The 19,025-nt window shown below is 42.8% G+C and carries 17 protein-coding genes; 5 read left to right on the top strand and 12 right to left on the bottom strand.

Annotation, left to right across the window (positions count from 1 at the left end):
• Positions 1-86 precede the first annotated feature (86 nt).
• A complete protein-coding gene (gene yccX, locus A1QO_RS09425) occupies positions 87-359 on the top strand; it encodes an acylphosphatase (RefSeq protein ID WP_017041224.1) in 273 nt (90 codons plus the stop codon).
• A gap of 29 nt (positions 360-388) precedes the next feature.
• On the opposite strand, the gene A1QO_RS09420 is transcribed toward yccX, so the two are convergent.
• The 6 genes from A1QO_RS09420 to A1QO_RS09395 form a co-directional block, all read right to left on the bottom strand.
• Positions 389-718 (bottom strand): TusE/DsrC/DsvC family sulfur relay protein, encoded by a 330-nt coding sequence (locus A1QO_RS09420; protein WP_017041223.1) that lies wholly within the window; start codon positions 716-718, stop codon positions 389-391.
• Positions 719-916: 198 nt separating this feature from the next.
• Positions 917-1,582: a Bax inhibitor-1/YccA family protein gene (locus tag A1QO_RS09415; protein ID WP_026026721.1), complete on the bottom strand. Its 666-nt coding sequence runs from the start codon at positions 1,580-1,582 to the stop codon at positions 917-919.
• A 248-nt stretch (positions 1,583-1,830) separates the two neighbouring features.
• Entirely contained in the window at positions 1,831-2,595 is a 765-nt protein-coding gene (locus A1QO_RS09410; protein WP_017034229.1) for an amino acid ABC transporter ATP-binding protein, read from the bottom strand.
• A gap of 22 nt (positions 2,596-2,617) precedes the next feature.
• On the bottom strand, positions 2,618-3,715 hold the full coding sequence (locus tag A1QO_RS09405; RefSeq protein ID WP_017034230.1) for an amino acid ABC transporter permease: 1,098 nt from the start codon (positions 3,713-3,715) through the stop codon (positions 2,618-2,620).
• A gap of 1 nt (position 3,716) precedes the next feature.
• Complete coding sequence (locus tag A1QO_RS09400; protein ID WP_017034231.1) at positions 3,717-4,913, bottom strand: amino acid ABC transporter permease; 1,197 nt, start codon at positions 4,911-4,913, stop codon at positions 3,717-3,719.
• 117 nt (positions 4,914-5,030) lie between these two features.
• Positions 5,031-6,059 (bottom strand): amino acid ABC transporter substrate-binding protein, encoded by a 1,029-nt coding sequence (locus A1QO_RS09395; RefSeq protein WP_017034232.1) that lies wholly within the window; start codon positions 6,057-6,059, stop codon positions 5,031-5,033.
• Between the two features lie 455 nt (positions 6,060-6,514).
• Here A1QO_RS09395 and A1QO_RS09390 point away from each other — a divergent pair, with 455 nt between their 5' ends.
• Complete coding sequence (locus tag A1QO_RS09390; protein ID WP_017041222.1) at positions 6,515-7,459, top strand: precorrin-2 dehydrogenase/sirohydrochlorin ferrochelatase family protein; 945 nt, start codon at positions 6,515-6,517, stop codon at positions 7,457-7,459.
• Positions 7,460-7,612: 153 nt separating this feature from the next.
• Here A1QO_RS09390 and A1QO_RS09385 read toward each other — a convergent pair whose 3' ends face one another.
• Together A1QO_RS09385 and A1QO_RS09380 are read right to left on the bottom strand one after the other, a co-directional pair.
• The gene (locus A1QO_RS09385; protein WP_017034234.1) at positions 7,613-8,098 is read right to left on the bottom strand and encodes a YajQ family cyclic di-GMP-binding protein; all 486 of its coding nucleotides are present in this window, start codon (positions 8,096-8,098) and stop codon (positions 7,613-7,615) included.
• A 23-nt stretch (positions 8,099-8,121) separates the two neighbouring features.
• Positions 8,122-9,171 (bottom strand): 3-deoxy-7-phosphoheptulonate synthase, encoded by a 1,050-nt coding sequence (locus A1QO_RS09380; RefSeq protein ID WP_017041221.1) that lies wholly within the window; start codon positions 9,169-9,171, stop codon positions 8,122-8,124.
• Positions 9,172-9,406: 235 nt separating this feature from the next.
• On the opposite strand from A1QO_RS09380, the gene A1QO_RS09375 reads away from it, so the two are divergent.
• Both A1QO_RS09375 and A1QO_RS09370 read left to right on the top strand, forming a co-directional pair.
• Positions 9,407-10,294 (top strand): putative PEP-binding protein, encoded by an 888-nt coding sequence (locus A1QO_RS09375; protein ID WP_017041220.1) that lies wholly within the window; start codon positions 9,407-9,409, stop codon positions 10,292-10,294.
• Positions 10,295-10,499: 205 nt separating this feature from the next.
• Positions 10,500-10,973, top strand: a complete 474-nt coding sequence (locus tag A1QO_RS09370; RefSeq protein ID WP_017034237.1) for a DUF4442 domain-containing protein — start codon at positions 10,500-10,502, stop codon at positions 10,971-10,973.
• On the opposite strand, the gene A1QO_RS09365 is transcribed toward A1QO_RS09370, so the two are convergent.
• On the bottom strand, positions 10,970-12,337 hold the full coding sequence (locus A1QO_RS09365) for a hypothetical protein (RefSeq protein ID WP_017034238.1): 1,368 nt from the start codon (positions 12,335-12,337) through the stop codon (positions 10,970-10,972). The two genes, A1QO_RS09370 and A1QO_RS09365, sit on opposite strands and share 4 nt — an antisense overlap.
• Before the next feature lie 101 nt (positions 12,338-12,438).
• On the opposite strand from A1QO_RS09365, the gene A1QO_RS09360 reads away from it, so the two are divergent.
• A complete protein-coding gene (locus A1QO_RS09360; RefSeq protein ID WP_017041219.1) occupies positions 12,439-13,275 on the top strand; it encodes a CvfB family protein in 837 nt (278 codons plus the stop codon).
• Between the two features lie 263 nt (positions 13,276-13,538).
• Here A1QO_RS09360 and rsmF read toward each other — a convergent pair whose 3' ends face one another.
• The 3 genes from rsmF to A1QO_RS09345 all read right to left on the bottom strand — a co-directional run bounded on the left by rsmF (position 13,539) and on the right by A1QO_RS09345 (position 18,999).
• On the bottom strand, positions 13,539-14,963 hold the full coding sequence (gene rsmF, locus A1QO_RS09355) for a 16S rRNA (cytosine(1407)-C(5))-methyltransferase RsmF (RefSeq protein ID WP_017039703.1): 1,425 nt from the start codon (positions 14,961-14,963) through the stop codon (positions 13,539-13,541).
• 165 nt (positions 14,964-15,128) lie between these two features.
• The gene (locus A1QO_RS09350) at positions 15,129-17,759 is read right to left on the bottom strand and encodes a PqiB family protein (RefSeq protein WP_017041218.1); all 2,631 of its coding nucleotides are present in this window, start codon (positions 17,757-17,759) and stop codon (positions 15,129-15,131) included.
• The gene (locus A1QO_RS09345) at positions 17,752-18,999 is read right to left on the bottom strand and encodes a paraquat-inducible protein A (RefSeq protein WP_017041217.1); all 1,248 of its coding nucleotides are present in this window, start codon (positions 18,997-18,999) and stop codon (positions 17,752-17,754) included. The genes A1QO_RS09350 and A1QO_RS09345 overlap by 8 nt, the downstream gene beginning before the upstream one ends.
• Between the last annotated feature and the right edge of the window lie 26 nt (positions 19,000-19,025).

Here is a 19,025-nt window from a genome sequence, read left to right as displayed (position 1 = left end):
ATAGAACAGACCCAATTCTCACTATTGATAATTGGAATAAATAGACATGATGAATATAACATTTTTGACATTATGGAGGCATAGATATGATTGGAAATTGCTATAGGTTCACAGTATCTGGCACGGTTCAGGGCGTTGGTTTTCGGTATTTTACGGCCATGAAAGCCAAAGAGTTGGACATAACTGGCTACGTGAGAAATATGGCGACTGGAGAGGTTGAGGTTGTCGCGATTGGCAGTGATAAAAAGCTGAATGAATTGAGCGCTTGGTTAAGGAAAGGGCCACGGTTGTCAAATGTTTCTGAAGTAAAAATGGAGGCAGCTATTGCTCCTCCTTTTCATGACTTTAGAATCAGCTAATCGACCGTTCTGTGAACCAAGCTTTAACTTTACAGGCACTTCGCCGGTTTTGGTAATCCAGCCAGTTTAGTGGCTTGTTTTGCTGGGCCTTTTTTGAACAGCTTAAAGAGATACTTACTGTTTCCTTTCTCTGGGCCGTGTGCTTTTTCCATCGCTTTGACCAACATGCGTACCGCCGGAGAGGTATTGAACTCTATGTAAAAATCTCGAACAAAATGGATAACTTCTAGGTGAGCATCCGTGATGTCAATGCCTTCTTCTTTGGCAAGGATAGAGATCATGCCTTCTTCCCAATCTGAATGATTAAGCAGGTACCCCTGGGCATCGGTTTGAATTTCTTTGTCGTTAAATATAAACATAAGACGTACTTACTTAGCAGTGAATTGTATACAGTGATTCGAAAACGCGGCTAGGGTACCTTAGCTTGCTTGATAAACTCAAGTAACTTGTTCGCTGCAACGAAAAATGGCTAACTACACGAAAAAACCCAAGAACGATGTCCTTGGGTTTCAATGTTTATCATTCTCAATTCACATAACTGTGAATATCAAAGCATGTTAGTCATTATTGTTCATAATGCCTAGGATGCTCAATAGGCTGATAAAGATGTTGTAGATCGACACATACAAAGTAACCGTTGCTGAGATATAGTTTGTCTCACCACCACGAATGATGCTTTGAGTTGTCATTAATATCGCCATTGTAGAGAACACGATGAATAGGCTGCTCAATGCAAGGCTTAAAATAGTTGACTGGATGAAGATGCTTGCAACTACGCCGACTATTAGTACGACGAACAACGACAGCATTAAACCACCCATCATTGATAGATCGCGTTTAGTCGTTAATGCGTATGCTGACGCAGCGATAAATGACAATGCTGTACCACCTAATGCAGTAACGATAACGTCACCCATTCCAGCGCCTAAGTACATGTTTAAGATTGGCCCTGTGGTATAACCAAGGAAACCAGTAAAAACGAATGTTAGACCTAGACCCAAACCATTGTTACGGTTTTTTTCAATCATGAATAGAAGGCCATAAAACGCGACTAGCATGATGATAAAGCCAGGGTGTGGAAGGTTCATTGCCATCGATGCGCCTGCAACAACCGCAGACCATAGCAAAGTCATGGAAAGAAGTGCGTAAGTGTTACGCAAAACTTTATTTGTTTGTAGGGCACTTTCTTGAGTTGAAGTGCGAGTAAACATAGGACTGTTCATAATCTTCCTCGTGAAGAGTTTATCTTGATAAGTCTATTTATGGGGTCGTTGGTGTAAAAAATCAACCCATGATGTAACTAACGTTAAATAAAATAATAATAGAAAATAGCGAGTTGTGTACTTCAAAAGATGTAACACAATATAACTAAAAAAAGAGGTGACTATTATCACCTCTTTCTCTGAGTGTGTGCAAACCCAATACATGGATTTGCACACACAGCATCTTTAATGCACGGAAATCAGCGCCTTTAATGATGTAAAATCTGAGCCAGGAAGTTCTGAGTTCGATCTGATTGCGGGTTCTCAAAGAAATCAACGGGGTTGTTTTCTTCAATAATTTCACCGGCATCCATGAATATCACTCGGTCTGCCACTTCTTTGGCAAAACCCATTTCATGGGTTACACAAAGCATGGTCATCCCTTCTTCTGCGAGCTCAACCATTACATCCAGTACCTCACGAACCATTTCTGGATCCAGTGCAGATGTCGGTTCATCAAACAGCATAACTTGTGGATTCATGCACAAAGAGCGGGCAATAGCCACACGTTGCTGTTGTCCACCAGACAACTGTCCAGGGTATTTATCGGCTTGTTCTGGTATTTTTACCCGCTCAAGAAACTTCATCGCAATGGCTTCAGCTTCGTCTTTAGGCATTTTTTTAACCCAAATTGGCGCTAATGTGCAATTTTCTAGCACGGTCAAATGTGGGAACAAGTTGAAGTGCTGAAAACACATGCCAACATCACGGCGCACGGCTTCAATGTTTTTTAAGTCTTCAGTCAATTCATTACCTGAAACAAAGATATGACCTTTTTGGTGCTCTTCTAAGCGGTTGATACAACGAATCATTGTTGATTTTCCTGAACCTGATGGCCCACAGATGACAATTTTTTCGCCTTTTTTAACTTCTAAATTAATGTTTTTAAGAACGTGGAACTCACCGTACCACTTGTTCATGTCTTTTAACTCGATCATAAGACCTTGTGAGTTGTTGTCTGATTGCTGCGTCATAATACGTCCTTGATCTTCTTAATTATCGTTTGTGACCGGTGTGAAGCTTGTTTTCTAGCCATATCGAATATCTCGACATGCCGAAACAGAACACCCAGAACACTAACGCGACAAATACATAACTTTCTGTTGAATACCCGAGCCACTCAGGGTCGGTATTCGCGGCTTGCCCTATACCCAATACATCAAACATACCAATGATGAGAACGAGACTGGTATCTTTAAATAAGCCAATGAAGGTGTTAACGATTGATGGAATCGTGATTTTCAGTGCTTGGGGAAGGATAATTAACCCTGTTTTTTTCCAGTAACTTAACCCCAATGCATCGGCTGCTTCGTATTGACCTTTAGGTATCGCTTGTAATCCACCACGTATAACTTCGGCCATATAGGCGGAACTGAACAAGACCACACCGACTAGCGCACGGATGAGTTTATCTGTTTCCATCCCTTCGGATAGAAAAAGCGGTAACATTACTGACGCCATGAACAAGACGGTAATCAGTGGTACACCACGCCATATCTCAATGTAAACCGTACACATACTGCGGATGATCGGCATTTCAGATCGGCGGCCTAATGCTAAAGCGACACCAATAGGCAGTGATACGACAATACCAACCAGTGCAATGATCAGTGTAACCAGCAATCCGCCCCATTTGTGTGTATCGACAACTTCCAATCCAAACACACCACCGTAAAGTAGGCCTGCGATCAGAAACGGGTAGACGTTGACAAAGAACAGCCAAATCCACGTTCGCTTGGGCGTTTTTTCATAAGCAAGTAGACCGACGAAGATAGCCAACGTGATGTAGAAAAGGCGAGGGCGCCATAGTTCTGCTTCAGGGTAGAAGCCATACATAAACTGGTCCCAACGGACACTAATGAATACCCAGCAAGCCCCTTCACTGGTACACGCATCACGCGTGGTTCCGATCCAGTCTGCGCTTAGGATTGCCCAGTCTGCAATGACCCACAGAAGTGAGAAAGAGAAATAGGCAAGAACAAGCGTAATAACACTGTTTATCGGCCCATTAAATAGGTTTTTTCTTAACCAACCGACCGGCCCAACAGTATTGCCTGGAGGCGGAAGGTCAGGTTGAAATTGATGTATGCTCATCTTATCTCTCCACCAACGCAACTTTGCGGTTGTATATATTCATCAAAGCCGACGTTAACAAGCTTAAGGTCAAGTAAACGCCCATTGTCATTGCGATAACTTCAATGGCCTGTCCTGTTTGGTTTAGCGTAGTACCCGCAAAAACGGAGACGAGATCTGGGTAACCAATAGCCATAGCTAGTGATGAGTTTTTAGTCAGGTTTAAGTACTGACTCGTTAGCGGTGGAATGATAATTCTTAAAGCCTGAGGGATAACAACTAGCTTAAGAGTTCTTGCTCGTGGAATTCCAAGTGACATGGCGGCTTCAGTTTGACCGTGGCTCACGGCGTTGATACCCGAGCGAACGATTTCTGCAATGAAAGAGGCCGTATAGATACTTAATGCGAGCATTAGAGCGGCAAGTTCAGGAATGATACTGATGCCACCTTTAAAGTTAAAGCCTTTTAGCTCAGGGTATTCTGCAGAAATTGGCATGCCCATCAAAACATACACAATCAACGGTATACCAATGATAAGTCCTGCGGCAATGCGCCCCATTGGTGTTTGTTGGCCAGTTAACTTTTGTCTGTTTTTCGCCCAAATATTAATCGCAAATGTCGCGATAATACCAATGATAAAGGCAGCGATAACAATGTTACTCCCTTGCTCAAAAATTGGAGCCGGGAAATACAACCCACGAACATTCAAAAAGATTGCTTCGCCTAAACTCATACTTTGTCGAGCAGAAGGTAGAGCTTGAAGAACGGCGAAATACCAAAAAAAGATCTGTAAAAGTAGCGGAATATTTCGAAAGATCTCGATATACACAGCAGCAAAGCGACTCACTAACCAGTTAGAAGAGAGTCTTGCTATACCCATGGTGAAGCCGATAACCGTTGCTAGTATGATACCAAGAACGGAAACAAGTGCGGTGTTAAGTAAACCAACAAAGAACGTTCTGCCATATGAGAACGTTTCATCATATTCAATAAGTGTTAAACCGATACCGAAGCCAGCTTCTTGCTCTAAAAACCCAAAACCTGTGGCAATTCCACGAGCATCAAGGTTAGTGAGAGCATTGTTGACAATGGTATAGATGAAAAAGAACAAAGCCAATACGGCAACTATCTGGAAGACGACAGATCGAAAAGTGGGATTGTAGAGCAGGCTAGCACTCTTTCCCTGTGGGGAAGGCGCGGTACTTTGATTGGGTTTCATACAACAATAACCTCAAAATCCATTTTTATTATAAAACTTACTGATTTTCATAATCGTTTTATACGTTAAACTTTAAATAGCAAAAGGGCGGCCTAAACCGCCCATTCTGTATAGTTATTAACGGATTGGTGGAGCGTACATAAAGCCGCCAGCGTTCCAAAGTGCATTAACACCTCGAGAAATCTGCAGTGGTGAGCCTGTACCAACAGTACGTTCAAAGCTCTCACCGTAGTTACCTACTTGCTTAATGACTTGGTAACCCCAATCATCTGGAATCCCAAGAGCTTTACCTTTAGGGCCATCTACACCAAGGATACGCTTGATGTTTGGATCGGTAGATTTAAGCATTTGCTCAGCATTTTGAGAGGTAATGCCGTACTCTTCTGCGTTAATCATTGCGTTTAGAGTCCACTTAGCAACGTTAAACCATTTGTCGTCATCTTGACGAACAACAGGGCCTAGAGGCTCTTTAGAGATGATTTCAGGAAGTACCATCGCAGAAGAAGGATCCTGAAGGTTTAAACGAAGAGCGTAAAGACCAGATTGGTCGGTTGTGAGAACATCACAACGGCCTGCGTCGAAGCCTTTTGATGTTTGAGCTGCTGTATCAAATACAACTGGCTTGTAAGCCATACCTTGGTTACGGAAGTAATCCGCTAGGTTTAGTTCAGTTGTCGTCCCTGATTGAACACATACTGATGCGCCATCAAGTTCTTTCGCGCTAGTAAGACCTAGGTCTTTCTTAACCATGAAACCTTGACCATCGTAGTAGTTAACACCGACAAAGTTCAAACCCAGCGCGGTATCGCGGTGAAGTGTCCATGTTGTGTTACGTGATAGAACATCGATTTCACCTGATTGAAGAGCAGTGAAGCGTTCTTTAGCCGTTAGTGGTACATACTTGACTTTAGTTTTGTCGCCCAGAACTGCGGCTGCAAGTCCTTGACAATATTCTACATCAATCCCTTCCCACTCACCTTTCGAGTTTGGGTTAGAAAACCCTGGTAGACCAGTACTGACACCACAAGTTAGAAAACCTTGTTTAGTAACTTTATCAAGAGTGCTGTCTGCAGCTGCAGCTGTTGTCGACATTAGGGCAGTCGATGCAGCTACTACAGAAGCAAGAAGTGTTAGTTTATTTGTCATTTGTATCCTTCCTGTATGATCCATGTTAAACCAGGTGACACCTGATACAACGTGCTAAAAATGTTGTTATTGATTTTTTAGTTGAAAAATAGCAATTTTCATTCTACTCGCATCAACTATTTTTAAGCGTAGGTAAGGTTTTGTATTTTCTCAAATATTTATAGTGAAAAGATATTTGACGAGAATCACAATACCGAACAGTTGTTAGAATGACGAAATGTTACTAGCTTGTAAATAGTGCAACAGCGCACCTTATAAAAGCAACAGAACGAACGCCGTTAAGTAAACTGTAAACAAAGTGTAAAAAAATGTATATTTCTCTGAGGTTGGAATTACAAACTGCATAACGCATTAAATTCGGTTAAAAATAAATACGTAGACGGTAAATAATGAAATTGTTGCCCCAACTCTGGTAGGATGTACCTAACAGAGAAATAACCAGTTCAGGGATTGAAATGCAGTATTTTCCACTTTTTATGGACTTAAATAACAAACCAGTTTTGGTTGTCGGTGGTGGTGAAGTCGCTTGTCGAAAAGTTGATTCACTCCTGAGAGCAGGGGCTCTCGTTACGATTACCTCGCCTAAAATAGACGACTATCTTCAGGCGCTTGTAACGGATAAAAAATGCCAATGGTTTCAGCATTTTTATTCATCTGATTGCATTCGGAAAGAGTATGTTCAAGTATGGGCGACAACGGATAACCCAGAGCTTAATCACCAAGTACATAAGGATGCAAAGCGCCAGGGGATTATGGTTAACGTGGTCGATGATCTTCCTTACTGTGATTTTATAACGCCTTCTATGGTAAACCGTGGGCGTATTCAGATCGCCATATCGAGCGGAGGCGCCTCACCTGTATTGATTCGTAATATCAGAGAAACCTTAGAAACGGTGTTACCCCACAACTTAGCGCTCGTAGCAGATTTTGCCGCTTCAAAACGAAATTCAATAAAAGAATACCTTCCGACCGTTGATCAAAGAAGAAAGTTTTGGGAACTGTTTCTCAACTCTTCTACCGTTAATGAGGCAAAGACTCGAGAGCAGCTAGAGCATCATTATAACGAGCAGTTAGAGTCAGGCACAAAGGGCAATGGGTTTTGTTTTTGGATATGTTACGGCGATGACGTTGAGATGCTGACACTAAAAGCGATGCGCTATATGCAGCAATCTGAGTTGGTCTTGCATCACCAGGACTGCCCGTTTGATTTTATCGATTTATCACGACGAGATGCAGAGCGAATTAGCTTTCAGTCTCCTATCGATTTAGCCGATGAGCTGCAAGCTGCGAGAGAGCAGGGTAAGCGAGTGTGTGTGTTTATTTCCGACAATAGTCATGAATATGCTCTACTGATGAAAAATGATCCATTTTTGCTTCCTGGTAGTGCTAAATCCTGTTAGCACGAAATCACGCTTACAGAGTGGAAGCCGGTTACTGAAAAAACGGTTTAAAAAACACATTTTAAAAAGCACGATGAAGACAAAAACTTCAGTCTTCATCGTGTTTTTTTCTATAACGCTGAGTGACTCTGTTAAGAGCGCTTCGAACAACGTTTAGTCGCGGAAGTTTTCAAATTGGAACGGTTGGCCGAGTTCGCCGTTCTTAACCAAGGCCATAACAGCTTGTAGATCGTCGCGTTTTTTACCGTTAACACGAACTTTGTCACCTTGAATTGAAACTTGCACTTTTATTTTTGAATCCTTCACAGCCTTAACGATTTTCTTTGCTACAGGGGTATCGATGCCTTGCTTGAAAGAGACATTCTGATGCCAGCTTTTACCCGTTTGCTCAGCGGTTAGAGATTCCATAGCACTAGGATCAATGCCACGCTTGGTGAGTTGCCCACGCAGGATGTCGCGCATTTGCTTTAGTTGAAAGTCGCTCTCTGTAGAGAGTTTGACGTTTTCATCCTTTAGCAATTCAAAACTGGCAGTAACGTTACGAAAGTCAAAGCGAGTCGTTAGCTCTCTAGATGCGTTATCTACGGCATTTTTTAATTCAACCGTATCGATTTCGGAAATAATATCAAAAGAAGGCATGTTTCTGTCCTTATGTGCATTTTTTAACGTTTTTTAACCGCACTGGCTAACATATCAAGCATGGTTTCAGTGTCTTTCCAGCTTAGGCAAGGATCTGTGATTGATTGACCATAGGTCAGGTTATTCAGATCCTTCATTGGCTGATTACCTTCAATGATGAAGCTTTCTGCCATGATGCCAGCGATACGATTTTTACCCGATTGGATTTGAGAACAAATATCTTTGGCTACATCCAGCTGCTTTCTGTGCTGTTTTTCACAGTTAGCATGGCTGAAATCAACCACCAAACGAGTCGGTAAAGAGAATTCATCTAAATGTTCGCACGCATTTTCTACGGACTGCGCATCAAAGTTAGGGCCTTGGTCGCCACCACGTAAAATGACATGTCCAAATGGATTCCCACTGGTGCGATACACCGTCATTCGGCCATTTTTGTCTGGTGAATAGAAATAGTGAGAGGCACTGGATGCGCGGATAGCATCAATGGCAATCTTTACATTACCGTTGGTGCCATTTTTAAATCCAACTGGGCAAGAGAGTGCAGAAGCCATTTCTCTGTGAATTTGAGACTCAGTGGTACGAGCGCCAATCGCGCCCCAGGAAATTAAGTCAGCAATGTACTGACCGGTTATCATGTCTAGAAACTCAGTCGCGGTTGCTAAGCCCAGCTTATTGATATCTAACAGCAGCTTACGCGCCTTGTTTAAACCAGCTTCCAACGCGTATGAACCATCAAGATTCGGATCGGTAATAAGACCTTTCCAGCCGACGACGGTTCTAGGCTTTTCAAAATAGGTGCGCATAACAATAAACAGTTCATTGCTGTATTGTTGCTGAATATTTGCTAGCTTTTCTGCGTAGTCTAGTGCTGCTTCAGTATCATGTACCGAGCAAGGCCCAACAATAACCAGTAAACGATCATCTTGACCCGTCAATATATTCTCTATCTGGCGACGAGAATGAGCGATTTTGCTAGCAACGTCTTCTGTAATGGGATGAGCGCTTCCAAGCTCTGCCGGTGTCGGCATTGGACCCAATGCTTGGGTTCTTAATTCATCTGTTTTTAATGGCATGTACTTGCCTGTCCCTTCAATTGCGAAGCGGTAAAGATAACGGAATTGGCTCTAGGAATAAACCGTTTCGCATTATTCTTTCTTATATATAAGGTTTCATCCGCTACAAGCATTTTTGATCGGCCAACTTGTGAACCATTCTCGATTATAAAATCGAAGTCATGTTTTCCTTGTATTACCGCTACGCAATAGGTATTTTCGATAAAAAATAGCGGTTAAAGGACATGGAGCAGTAATGAGTCTTCCAAATAACAACAGTTTAGTTTCTGGTCTCACACTAGGGGATGCATTTCCATCTTCACAATTACAGACTAATGGACAGCATATTTATGTATCCCTTACAGAACTAATTATGGACAAGGTGTTTTACCATCCCTCATTAGTCGATGGTAATAATGCATTATCGGATCTAGAGCAGACTTCTTTAGATGCAATATTGGCAGGGGAAAGTGTTCAGAACCATTTTGTTTCCAGCCTGTGTACGCAGATAGAAAGTGCAATTAAAGAAACCCATACTAATGTACGTATTTGCTTGAGTGGTGGAGACAGTGATGCTTTTCGTTCGCTAATTGCTGGCAAAATTGAAGAAAAGGAAGCTAACCCTGCTCTTGGAGCCCGCGGTGTTATTCGTTTTGCTTCCTCTTTTTATGCTTCTGCTTTTGCATTAGAGTGCCAAGTGATCAAATCATTACGCGAAAAGGGCATTGATGTAGAAATTATTGTGCCTTTTGTTCGAACGTTGGCTGACGCTGCAACCATCATAGACAAATTGGCAGAACAAGGCCTCCCAAGAGGCTTAAACGGCTTGAAGGTACTGTTTAGCGTCGATGTTCCTTCTTCTGTGTTACTTGCTGAGCGATTACTGCATTACTTCGATGGTGCCGCTGTTCATTTGGAGAATTTGGCACAGTTTACTCTTGGTATTGATAGAACATCAGAAAAGTTAGAAAACAGTTTTGATGTCGATAATGAAGCTGTTGTTCAACTTATTGATATGATGGTGAAAGGGGCTTCTACCTCAAAGAAACCACTGCTTTTTATTGCTCACGCTATTGAAGAAAACAAAAAGCTTCATCATTACTTATTAGAGAACAACGCGCTAGAAATTGTTGTTACCGGGTAACTCTCTATTTTGGTTCCCCACCTGTGCATCACTGAGATATGTGATTCACAGGGTTTGAAGTCGATTGAAAAGACGCCAAGTTCTTATGATCCTGGCGTCTTTTTTGTTGATTTTTTGTTAACTGTCTACTTATTAAGCCACCAGCATTGACAAATCAATGCAATCTAGGTGAACTGGTCAGATGACTAGTTGTAAGGAAATGACTGTGCTATCAAAAATTCAAAAGGCAAACATCTATTTATCGTTATTTGGCTTTTTCAAAGTTCCTTTTATTTGGTTATCACGGCCGAAGATTTTGAAATTGGATGACGATTGCGTTGAAGTTAAAATCCCGACAAAGAGACGAAGCAAAAACCACCTTAACAGCATGTATTTTGGTGTTTTATGTGTTGGTGCTGATGTTGCTGGTGGCTTCATGGCGATGAGTAAAGCGCAAGCTCGAGGGGAAAAGGTTTCACTTGCGTTTAAGTCGGTCAAAGGTGAGTTCTTAAAGCGCCCTGAGGCGGATGTGCATTTCTTTTGTGACGATGGCGAACTGATCGATAAAATGCTGGATGAAACGATTTCCAGTGGTGAACGAGTTAATCAAGAAGTGAAGATAACAGCCACTTGTCCAACCTTACATGGGGATGAACCAATGGCTATTTTTTATCTCACGCTGTCTCTAAAACGTCGCTAGTTGGGGGCTTTGTCGTCAAGTTCTATAGATTCAATGGCGACGATTTTGCTTCGGTTAAGAATGATTTTCCATCGATAATAACGTACTTCATCGTTATGATTGTCTTCTTTGACGATCAAGTTGAGTAAATGCCTTTTCTCTACCGATTCTTTTGTCACCTGACCATTATTGAGTTGGTAAAGCTTATTCGAACCTTTATCCATTAACCGCGTTAAGTTGCGCATACTGAGCTGCAGCGTTTCACGGGTCTCTTCATAACCACTCATAAAGCGCGACGTCGACATTTCGGTTTCGGAACGATAATGAAGAATCTGCTCTTCACGTTGAACAACCCGCTTCTTCCGTATCTGAGAGATTCGATCCGGTATTTTGTTCATGGCAGTATAATCGAGCCACTCATGTTTTTGTCCGACGGCTTTATTCGTGGTGGGATCGATATATTTTCGACGCCACTTGGCTTTACCTTTGCGAATGATACGCCAAAGCACGTCTCTTAAGTCGTCTTTAAAAATTTCTCTAAGTGCGTAGATAAAAGACATGGCCACAATAAATGAAGCCGTAATTTCACCCCAGTAATCACGAGCAACAATCGCAGTAATGGTAACAAAGACCATCACGAGACCAGTGGCGATGCCCTTAACTGCGCGCTTCATGTTTTTTCCGAGCGAGGTGACTTTCTCTTTTAGAACGATAGGGTGCTCGATAAGACGCCGTAGAAGGCGCATCTTGTTACTCATTCGAGTGGCATCTTCTCGAACTTTCTTCGAGTTATAGTTGTTGAGCTTTCGATGTGCGGTTTCTTTTTCCACAATCGTGATAAGACGTTCTTTCACTGTTTTATAGTCACCATCGCGCGGCATATGAGCGACGAGTGACATGAATTTTTGCCCTGTGTACCAAGAAAGGTAATTATCGATATTGGCGTAGTACCGTTTTAAACTCTCTTCAAACGGAATGGCTCTTCGAAGCCGCTTAAGGATATCTAAAGCAAGCTCAATGACTTCGTCAACATCATCGGCATTAACGGTTTCAACGTTGTGCTTGTTGAGCTCACTTACGGCTTTATCCAGCGCTATTACATACTGATACGCAAACAAACTTAGACTGACTCGATATTGGGTTGTGGACAATCGCCCCCGTTTTGCAAGTCGGCTATGCACCAAAGGAAGCAGTGTTTTATCACTAAAGTAGGTTCTTTTCTGATTAATCGAGCTGTAATAGTAGGCAGACTCGCTAAGTACTTCTGGCGATAAGCCGAGTTCACCGGGCACAAATAGGTAGATATCGAGATCTGATTTCTTAGTCAATGCCATGGCGTGAGAGATTTTTAGAGTAATAGCGTCATGTTTATCGACGGTGACCAAATAGAGCTCCTGCAATTTATCGAAAAATTAATGAATAGAACTAGCGAAAGGATAACAGAGTTTAGTTATAATCTCCGTAAATTTAAAAAGAGACAGATAAAATGATTAATGTTGGTCAAGTGAACCGATTAGAAGTAGTAAGGAAGGCCGACTTTGGCGTATTTTTAGACGCTGATGATTTTGGTACGACTCTATTACCGAAAAAATACCTCCCTGAAGGGGTAGAAGTTGGCCAGTACCTCGATGTGTTTTTGTATTTCGACTCTGAAAATCAATTGGCTGCGACCACAGAAACACCGATCGCACAAGTTGGCGAATGGGGTCTTATGGACGTTGTTGGCGTGAACAGTACGGGTGCTTTTGTCAATTGGGGTGTGACAGCAAAAGATTTGCTCGTTCCATACAGTGAACAGCGCGGGACATTACGCGAAGGGTCTAAGATCTTGGTGTATGTTTATTCAGATAAAGCATCGGGTCGAATTGTTGGTACAACGAAGTTCAATAAATTGCTGGATAAGACACCGGCAAGTTACACCGTTAATGAGCAAGTGAACTTACTGATCGCAGAACGCAGTGATCTTGGTTATAAAGCGATCATCAACGGTGAGCATTGGGGAATGATTTTTCCATCGGATGTGTTCGGCAAACTGTTTGTTGGTAAGCAATTGAAAGGCTACATTAAATCAGTAAGAGATGATGGAAAGATAAATGTGTCGCTGCAAAAAATTGGCGTGGCGAAGATGGATGAGCTGAGCCAGAAGGTGTTGGACTTACTTAAGAAAAAGGAAGGCTTTTTGCCGCTCAATGACAAGTCATCTCCTGACGCGATTTTTACCACATTCAGAACCAGTAAAGGTACGTTTAAGAAAACGATTGGTGGTTTGTATAAACAAGGTAAAATCACGATCGATAGCGATGGTATTCGACTCGTAAAATAGCAGCGAGATCCAACGCAAAAAAGGGCCCAAAACGTCCTGTTCTGGGCCTAGGGGAAAGACTCTAATACAGAGCCTACGCTAATCACTTTTACTCAATAATGGCTGCGACTCAATAACCGCCTATTCTCAATAGTCATAGCGACTTGATTTATAGGGTCAGCATGTTTTATCACTTAAGGAAATTATAGTACAAGATAGTAATAAAATGCGTGTGCATTAGAATTTCATACTATCTTACTAGGTTCTCAAAGGTTTTTTTGGTACTAAAAGAGATTCTTATCTCGAACGAGCTCACGGGGAAGTCCATTTTTGACTCGATTTCCTACCCATTTTCCTAATCCAATCACATCGTTCCCCAGTTTTACGATAACTTCGCCTTTCCCTGCTGGGGTATCTGGGCGAATGTCTCGACCCATAAACCACTCTCGAGCTTCCTCAGTCGAAAGAACGACACTGTTGGCCTCTGTACCTAATGCGAGCGTTGTTGCGACTTGGTGTTGCCAGCGGTAGCCCTTTTTGTGAGATTCTGCGATTTTGATACCCATTCTAGAAAAGCGGAGTTCACCAATCATGGGTTCTAAGGCATTTGGAAATAACCACACATCTTTGTCTCTAAGCCATACTGAGCTATCACTAGGCAGTGTAATGCTTAGGGATGCCTCAAGCTCTTTTTGAATCTCTATTTGTACTTTTTCAGTCGCTTTTTCAAACGGAAATTTCCCCATGCGTTTTTTGACTTGTGGTGCAACTGAACGGCCGGTTTTTCGGATGCGAGCGACGAAAAATCCTTCACAGTCGTAAACCTGTGGGAATATATGCAAAAAGCCTTCTTCAGTGGTCGCAAGATCGGCATTAGGGAACAATGCATTTAAGTGTTCAAACTCGACCAGATCACCAAAGGTATCTTTTAAATGATGGCAAACCTGTTGGTTTTCGTAAGTACTCAATGTACATGTTGAATAGACAAGAACGCCATTCGGCTTTAAGGCGTGGAAAGCACTTTCAATGAGTTCTTTTTGCGTGTCGGCAATACTTTTTACCGACGCTAAACTCCAGTTTTTCATCGCGTCTGCATCTTTGCGAATGGTTCCTTCACCTGAGCAGGGGGCATCAATGAGAACCGCATCAAATCGCTCGGGAAGCCAACCACCAAACACCTTGCCGTCAAAATTACTTAGGGCGGTATTCTTTATTCCGCATCGCTCAATGTTGGCGTGCAGAACTTTGACTCGGCTAGCCGAATATTCATTGGCCACCAAAATGCCACTATTATTCATTAACGCTGCAATTTGGGTCGTTTTTGAACCAGGGGCTGCGGCCATGTCGAGAACGGATTGATATTCAATATTTGCGTTGTCGAACAGAGCGGTAACGGGCATCATTGAGCTGGCTTCTTGGATGTAAAAAAGACCAGCCATATGCTCAGCTGAGTTACCCAGAGGGACTGCAGACTCATCGGCTGTGATCCAAAAACCTTCTTCACACCAAGGCACTGGCTCTAAGCCCCAACCTTTGATGGCGGCTCGCTCCTTAAATTCTGAAACGGTTACCTTCAGTGTATTTACCCGAATACTTTTACGTAAGGGGCGTTTGCATGCGTCAATAAAGTCCTGCATGTTAAGTGATGAAGGAAGAATGGACTCAATTTCGCGTAGAAACTCATCAGGTAGTTGAATATTAGAATGCACAGAGATTGCTCGGATAAAAATGTTGCCGGAATTATAACTAAATTACGCCTTTTAAGAATAGAAAAAGCAGCGATGTCGCTGCTTTTTTAAAGAGTGAATGAGTTACGGCCATTGCTGAGAGCTGAGAGCTTAGAGCTGGGAGCTAAAGACCTTAAACCTTAGACCTTATGGCTTAGGGATGGGTGTTCTCCAACGAGTCCATTTGTCTTCTGGGCTAGGGTATAAGAAGAAAGACTGCTCTTCTGATGCGATAGGTTCTAGTTGCTTACCTTCAGGCGTTGCAAACGTGATGCCTCCATTCAATATGCTATCTAGGGTGCCGGATTTAATATTGGCACCGGTGAGACCGATAGATACATCCAAACCTGACGTATTCCAGAACACACTGTTCGACCGAACAAGGTAAGCGTATTGGCTATCGATACGTATTGTGGAAATGATACGGTCAGCAAACTCGCCAAGTTGGACGTCAACCACTTGCCCAACCGGCATGTCGCGATAGAGCACTGGCGTTCCAACTGAGACGGAACCACGCTTTTCACTTTGAAGAATAAAAATAACCCCGGGCTGATCTTTTGGCGTTGGTTGGAGCTCGAAATGGTTGGTTTTGTCCCCTTGCCCCGGCTGAACTAGGATAGTTGGCGTTAGAATGCTTTCAATATTTTCAACACCAGACAAGGTGACTTTAGGCTTAGCTACCCAAAAATAACTGCCATTTCGGGCGATATACTGTGAGTACTCAGGTAATATTCTCGCCTTTAACGCGATCTGTTTGTTATTAAAATCTGGAGTCACTTGAGTGACTTCACCGACTTTAATCCCATTATATTTTAGGGTTGTCCCTTGGGTGACGATATTGGAATCGTCAGTCTTTAACGTGATCACATGCCCAAACTTTCGTGCTTGGTTAAAGTCTGAGTAGAGTTTCCAGTGCTCATTCACCTTATTTTCTATACCTGGTAAGTTATCAAAAGCGATACCACCTTGAATCAATGTTTTTAAAGGGGCAGCCTTAACGTTTATACCACTAAGGGAAGCATCGATTTCAACACCGGAACGATTCCAAAACACGGTTTGCTGAGTCAACAAGTGCTCGTACTGTTTTTCAATGGTGGCTTGAATTTTAATGCCGGTTTCTATGAGCGTGAAATCGGCGATTTTACCAACTTGTAGGTTTCGATAGAGGAGTGGACTGCCTTTTGAAATAGGTGGTAGCTCTTCTGCAAACAGAGTAATACTTTTAGAACCAGACAAATTATATTTGGCAAGTTCGGCGAGCGATTGGCTTGCGTACAAGGTGTAATTTTTGTTCGCTCTACTCTTTCCTTCACTGACAAAGCTAATGGAGCCCGTTAACAATTGCTTGGCAGGGGGAACTGAAATATTAAGCCCAGATTCTGTAAGCTCTGCCGTCGCACTTCCTGTGACATAAAAACGATTATTAGCGCGAATAAGGTGAGCATAACTGTTGTCGATTAATGCACCTAGGTGGACACGGTCGTTCACCAGTTGAACATGGGTAATCGAGCCGACTTCAATGCCTTTATAGAGTATGCCGGCCCCCACATCGAGACCAAAAGATTGGTCGGCAATAAGGTTGATTGTGACAGAGCGGGATTGAAGTTTATTAAACTCGTTTTTACGTACTGCCGTAAAGCTACGAGCTCGGCTGCCTTCTTCAGGTACAACCGAGAGGTAGTTCCCTTTCACTAAGTTGGCAATGTTCTGTACACCACTTAAAGAGACCTTCGCTTCTTCTAATAGGAATGCGGTATTCGTGGTCAACATATCACTGAAAGCAGGTTGAATAGCGGCTGATGCGATGATTTTTTCTCTCCCATCACTCAGTTGCAGGCGAGTAATTTGCCCAACTTCGAGACCGCGATACATGATAGGTGCACCAGAAGCACTGATGTCGCTGTTATCGGGTAATTCAATTTTAATGGGTATTCCGCGGCCCGCGGTTTTCAGATCTCTATAAAGCTTAAACTCCGTCGTTTCAGTGATGGGCTCCCCTCCATCCGGTGAGTCTACGGCGATGGAACCTGAGAGTAGGGCACTGAAGCTTTCCAGTCTCACATCGACCCCTTGAAAGCCGATATTGGCGCCCACACCACTTACATTCCAGAAACGGCTTTCATTGGTAATGATGTGCCTATAATTATCTTGGATAGACGCTTTGATGATGACGTTTTTAGACGCTTCATCGAGTTGATAATTGTAGACTTCACCAATGGGTATTTTTTTATACACAATTTGAGAGCCAATTGAAATTCCACCTAAGTCTCTGGCTTTGAGTCGGATATTGAGTCCAGTATGAGTCATCAGGTCTGAAGGCGGGCGATCAAGAGCGGTGAACGTTGTTTCTTCTTCACTTGACGCCTCACTTGGATAAATGGATATGTAGTTACCCGATACCAGCGCATCCAAACCAGACACACCCGTTAGGCTAGCCGTTGGTTTAACCAGCCAAAAACGCGTCTCTTTCGACAACAACTTCGTCGCTTCTGGGTAGATATCGGCATCCACATAAATGCTTTCTAAATCCTCAGTGAGATTGATATCCCTCACCATACCGACTTCAAGCCCTTGATAGCGGATGGTGGTTCGCCCGGAAACCAACCCTTGCGCATCAGAAAAATAAATTTGGATACGTTGCCCTGCATCCTGAACGGATTTAAAGACAAGCCAGCCCGCCAAAGCAAACGTTAGGATTGGGAGTAGCCAAAGGGGAGAGATTCCTTTGTTACGTTTAACATTGGGTGAAAACGAGGGTTGTGTTGAACCATTACTCATTATTTGACTCTTTTCGTTTTGACTCTGGGAAATTGTCCCATATTAATCTGGGGTCTAAGCTTTCTGCTGCGAGCATCGTCATAACAACAACCAAACCAAAAGCAACAGCACCGAATCCTGGGGTGAAATTAAGTATTTGTCCTCTGTCCACCAAGGTTAACATGATGGAGATAACGAACAAATCGAGAACCGACCATTTGCCAATCCATTTTACGGCAAAATAAATCATCATACGTTGTCGGTGAAAGATGCGTCGTTTGAAATGAATGGCCAATAATAAATACGCGATACCGAATATCTTTGCGATCGGAACCACGATACTGGCGATAAAAATGATGGCAGCAATGCCCCACATATCGCTTTCAACCAAAGAAATAACACCGGACATGATAGTGTCTTCTTGGAGCAATCCATTGGTGATAACAATGGAAATAGGGACCAAATTAGCAGGAAATAGGGCGATGGTGGCCGCGATCAAATACGCCCAAGTTTTTTGGATGGATTTTGGCTTACGGTGATAAATCGGTTTATGGCATCGGATGCATTGTTCTGATTCATCTTGTGACAAATGGCAATGGTGGCAATGCATGGTCTTCTCGGCAAAATCATACGTTTTTTCTTGTTTCCATATTTCCCAGTAGCGTCTAACACTGACTCTACTCAAAAGTAGCACAGTAAAAAGCTGCAGTAAGATTAAAGCGAAAAGGCCTGGGCCCACATGAATATCCGAATAGTCTTGAAGCTTAAAACATGACACTGCGACGCTAAAGAGAAACACATCGATCATAACCCAATGCTTTAATCCTTGAATCACGGAAAGCGAAAACTTCAGTAACCCAAACATTCGAAATGCTGTCGCTGCATGCGCCATAACGACGGATAAGCAGACGGCAAGGGGCGCTAATGAACTGCAAAAGAAAATCAACAGCCCTAACAAAGGAAAGCCTTCATCAAATAGAAGGAAAATACCAGAAGGTAGGGTTGCTGGAATCATGACGCCAACGAGCCTAATGCTGATATAGTCGAAAAAGTGGGAAGGGATGAACAACAATAGACAAGTGACCGCTAAGGCGAAATTGCCCGATAGCGAAGGGGTTCCGCCCCGATAGAGTCGGGTACCGCATCTTGGGCAATAAGCGGAGCTTCCTTGTTTAACAGGGACAATGTCGACAGGCAGCTCACAGCCTGGACAGAGGCGAATGTCCGTTTGTTCTGAAGGGTGTCCAGTTAGCGATGCCACTTTGTGCCTATTTCCTTAATTATCAT

Source organism: Vibrio genomosp. F10 str. ZF-129, assembly GCF_000287055.2.
Taxonomy (GTDB): domain Bacteria; phylum Pseudomonadota; class Gammaproteobacteria; order Enterobacterales; family Vibrionaceae; genus Vibrio.
The sequence above is the reverse complement of the archived record's forward strand: the minus strand, read 5'-3'. Positions and strand labels throughout refer to the sequence as shown.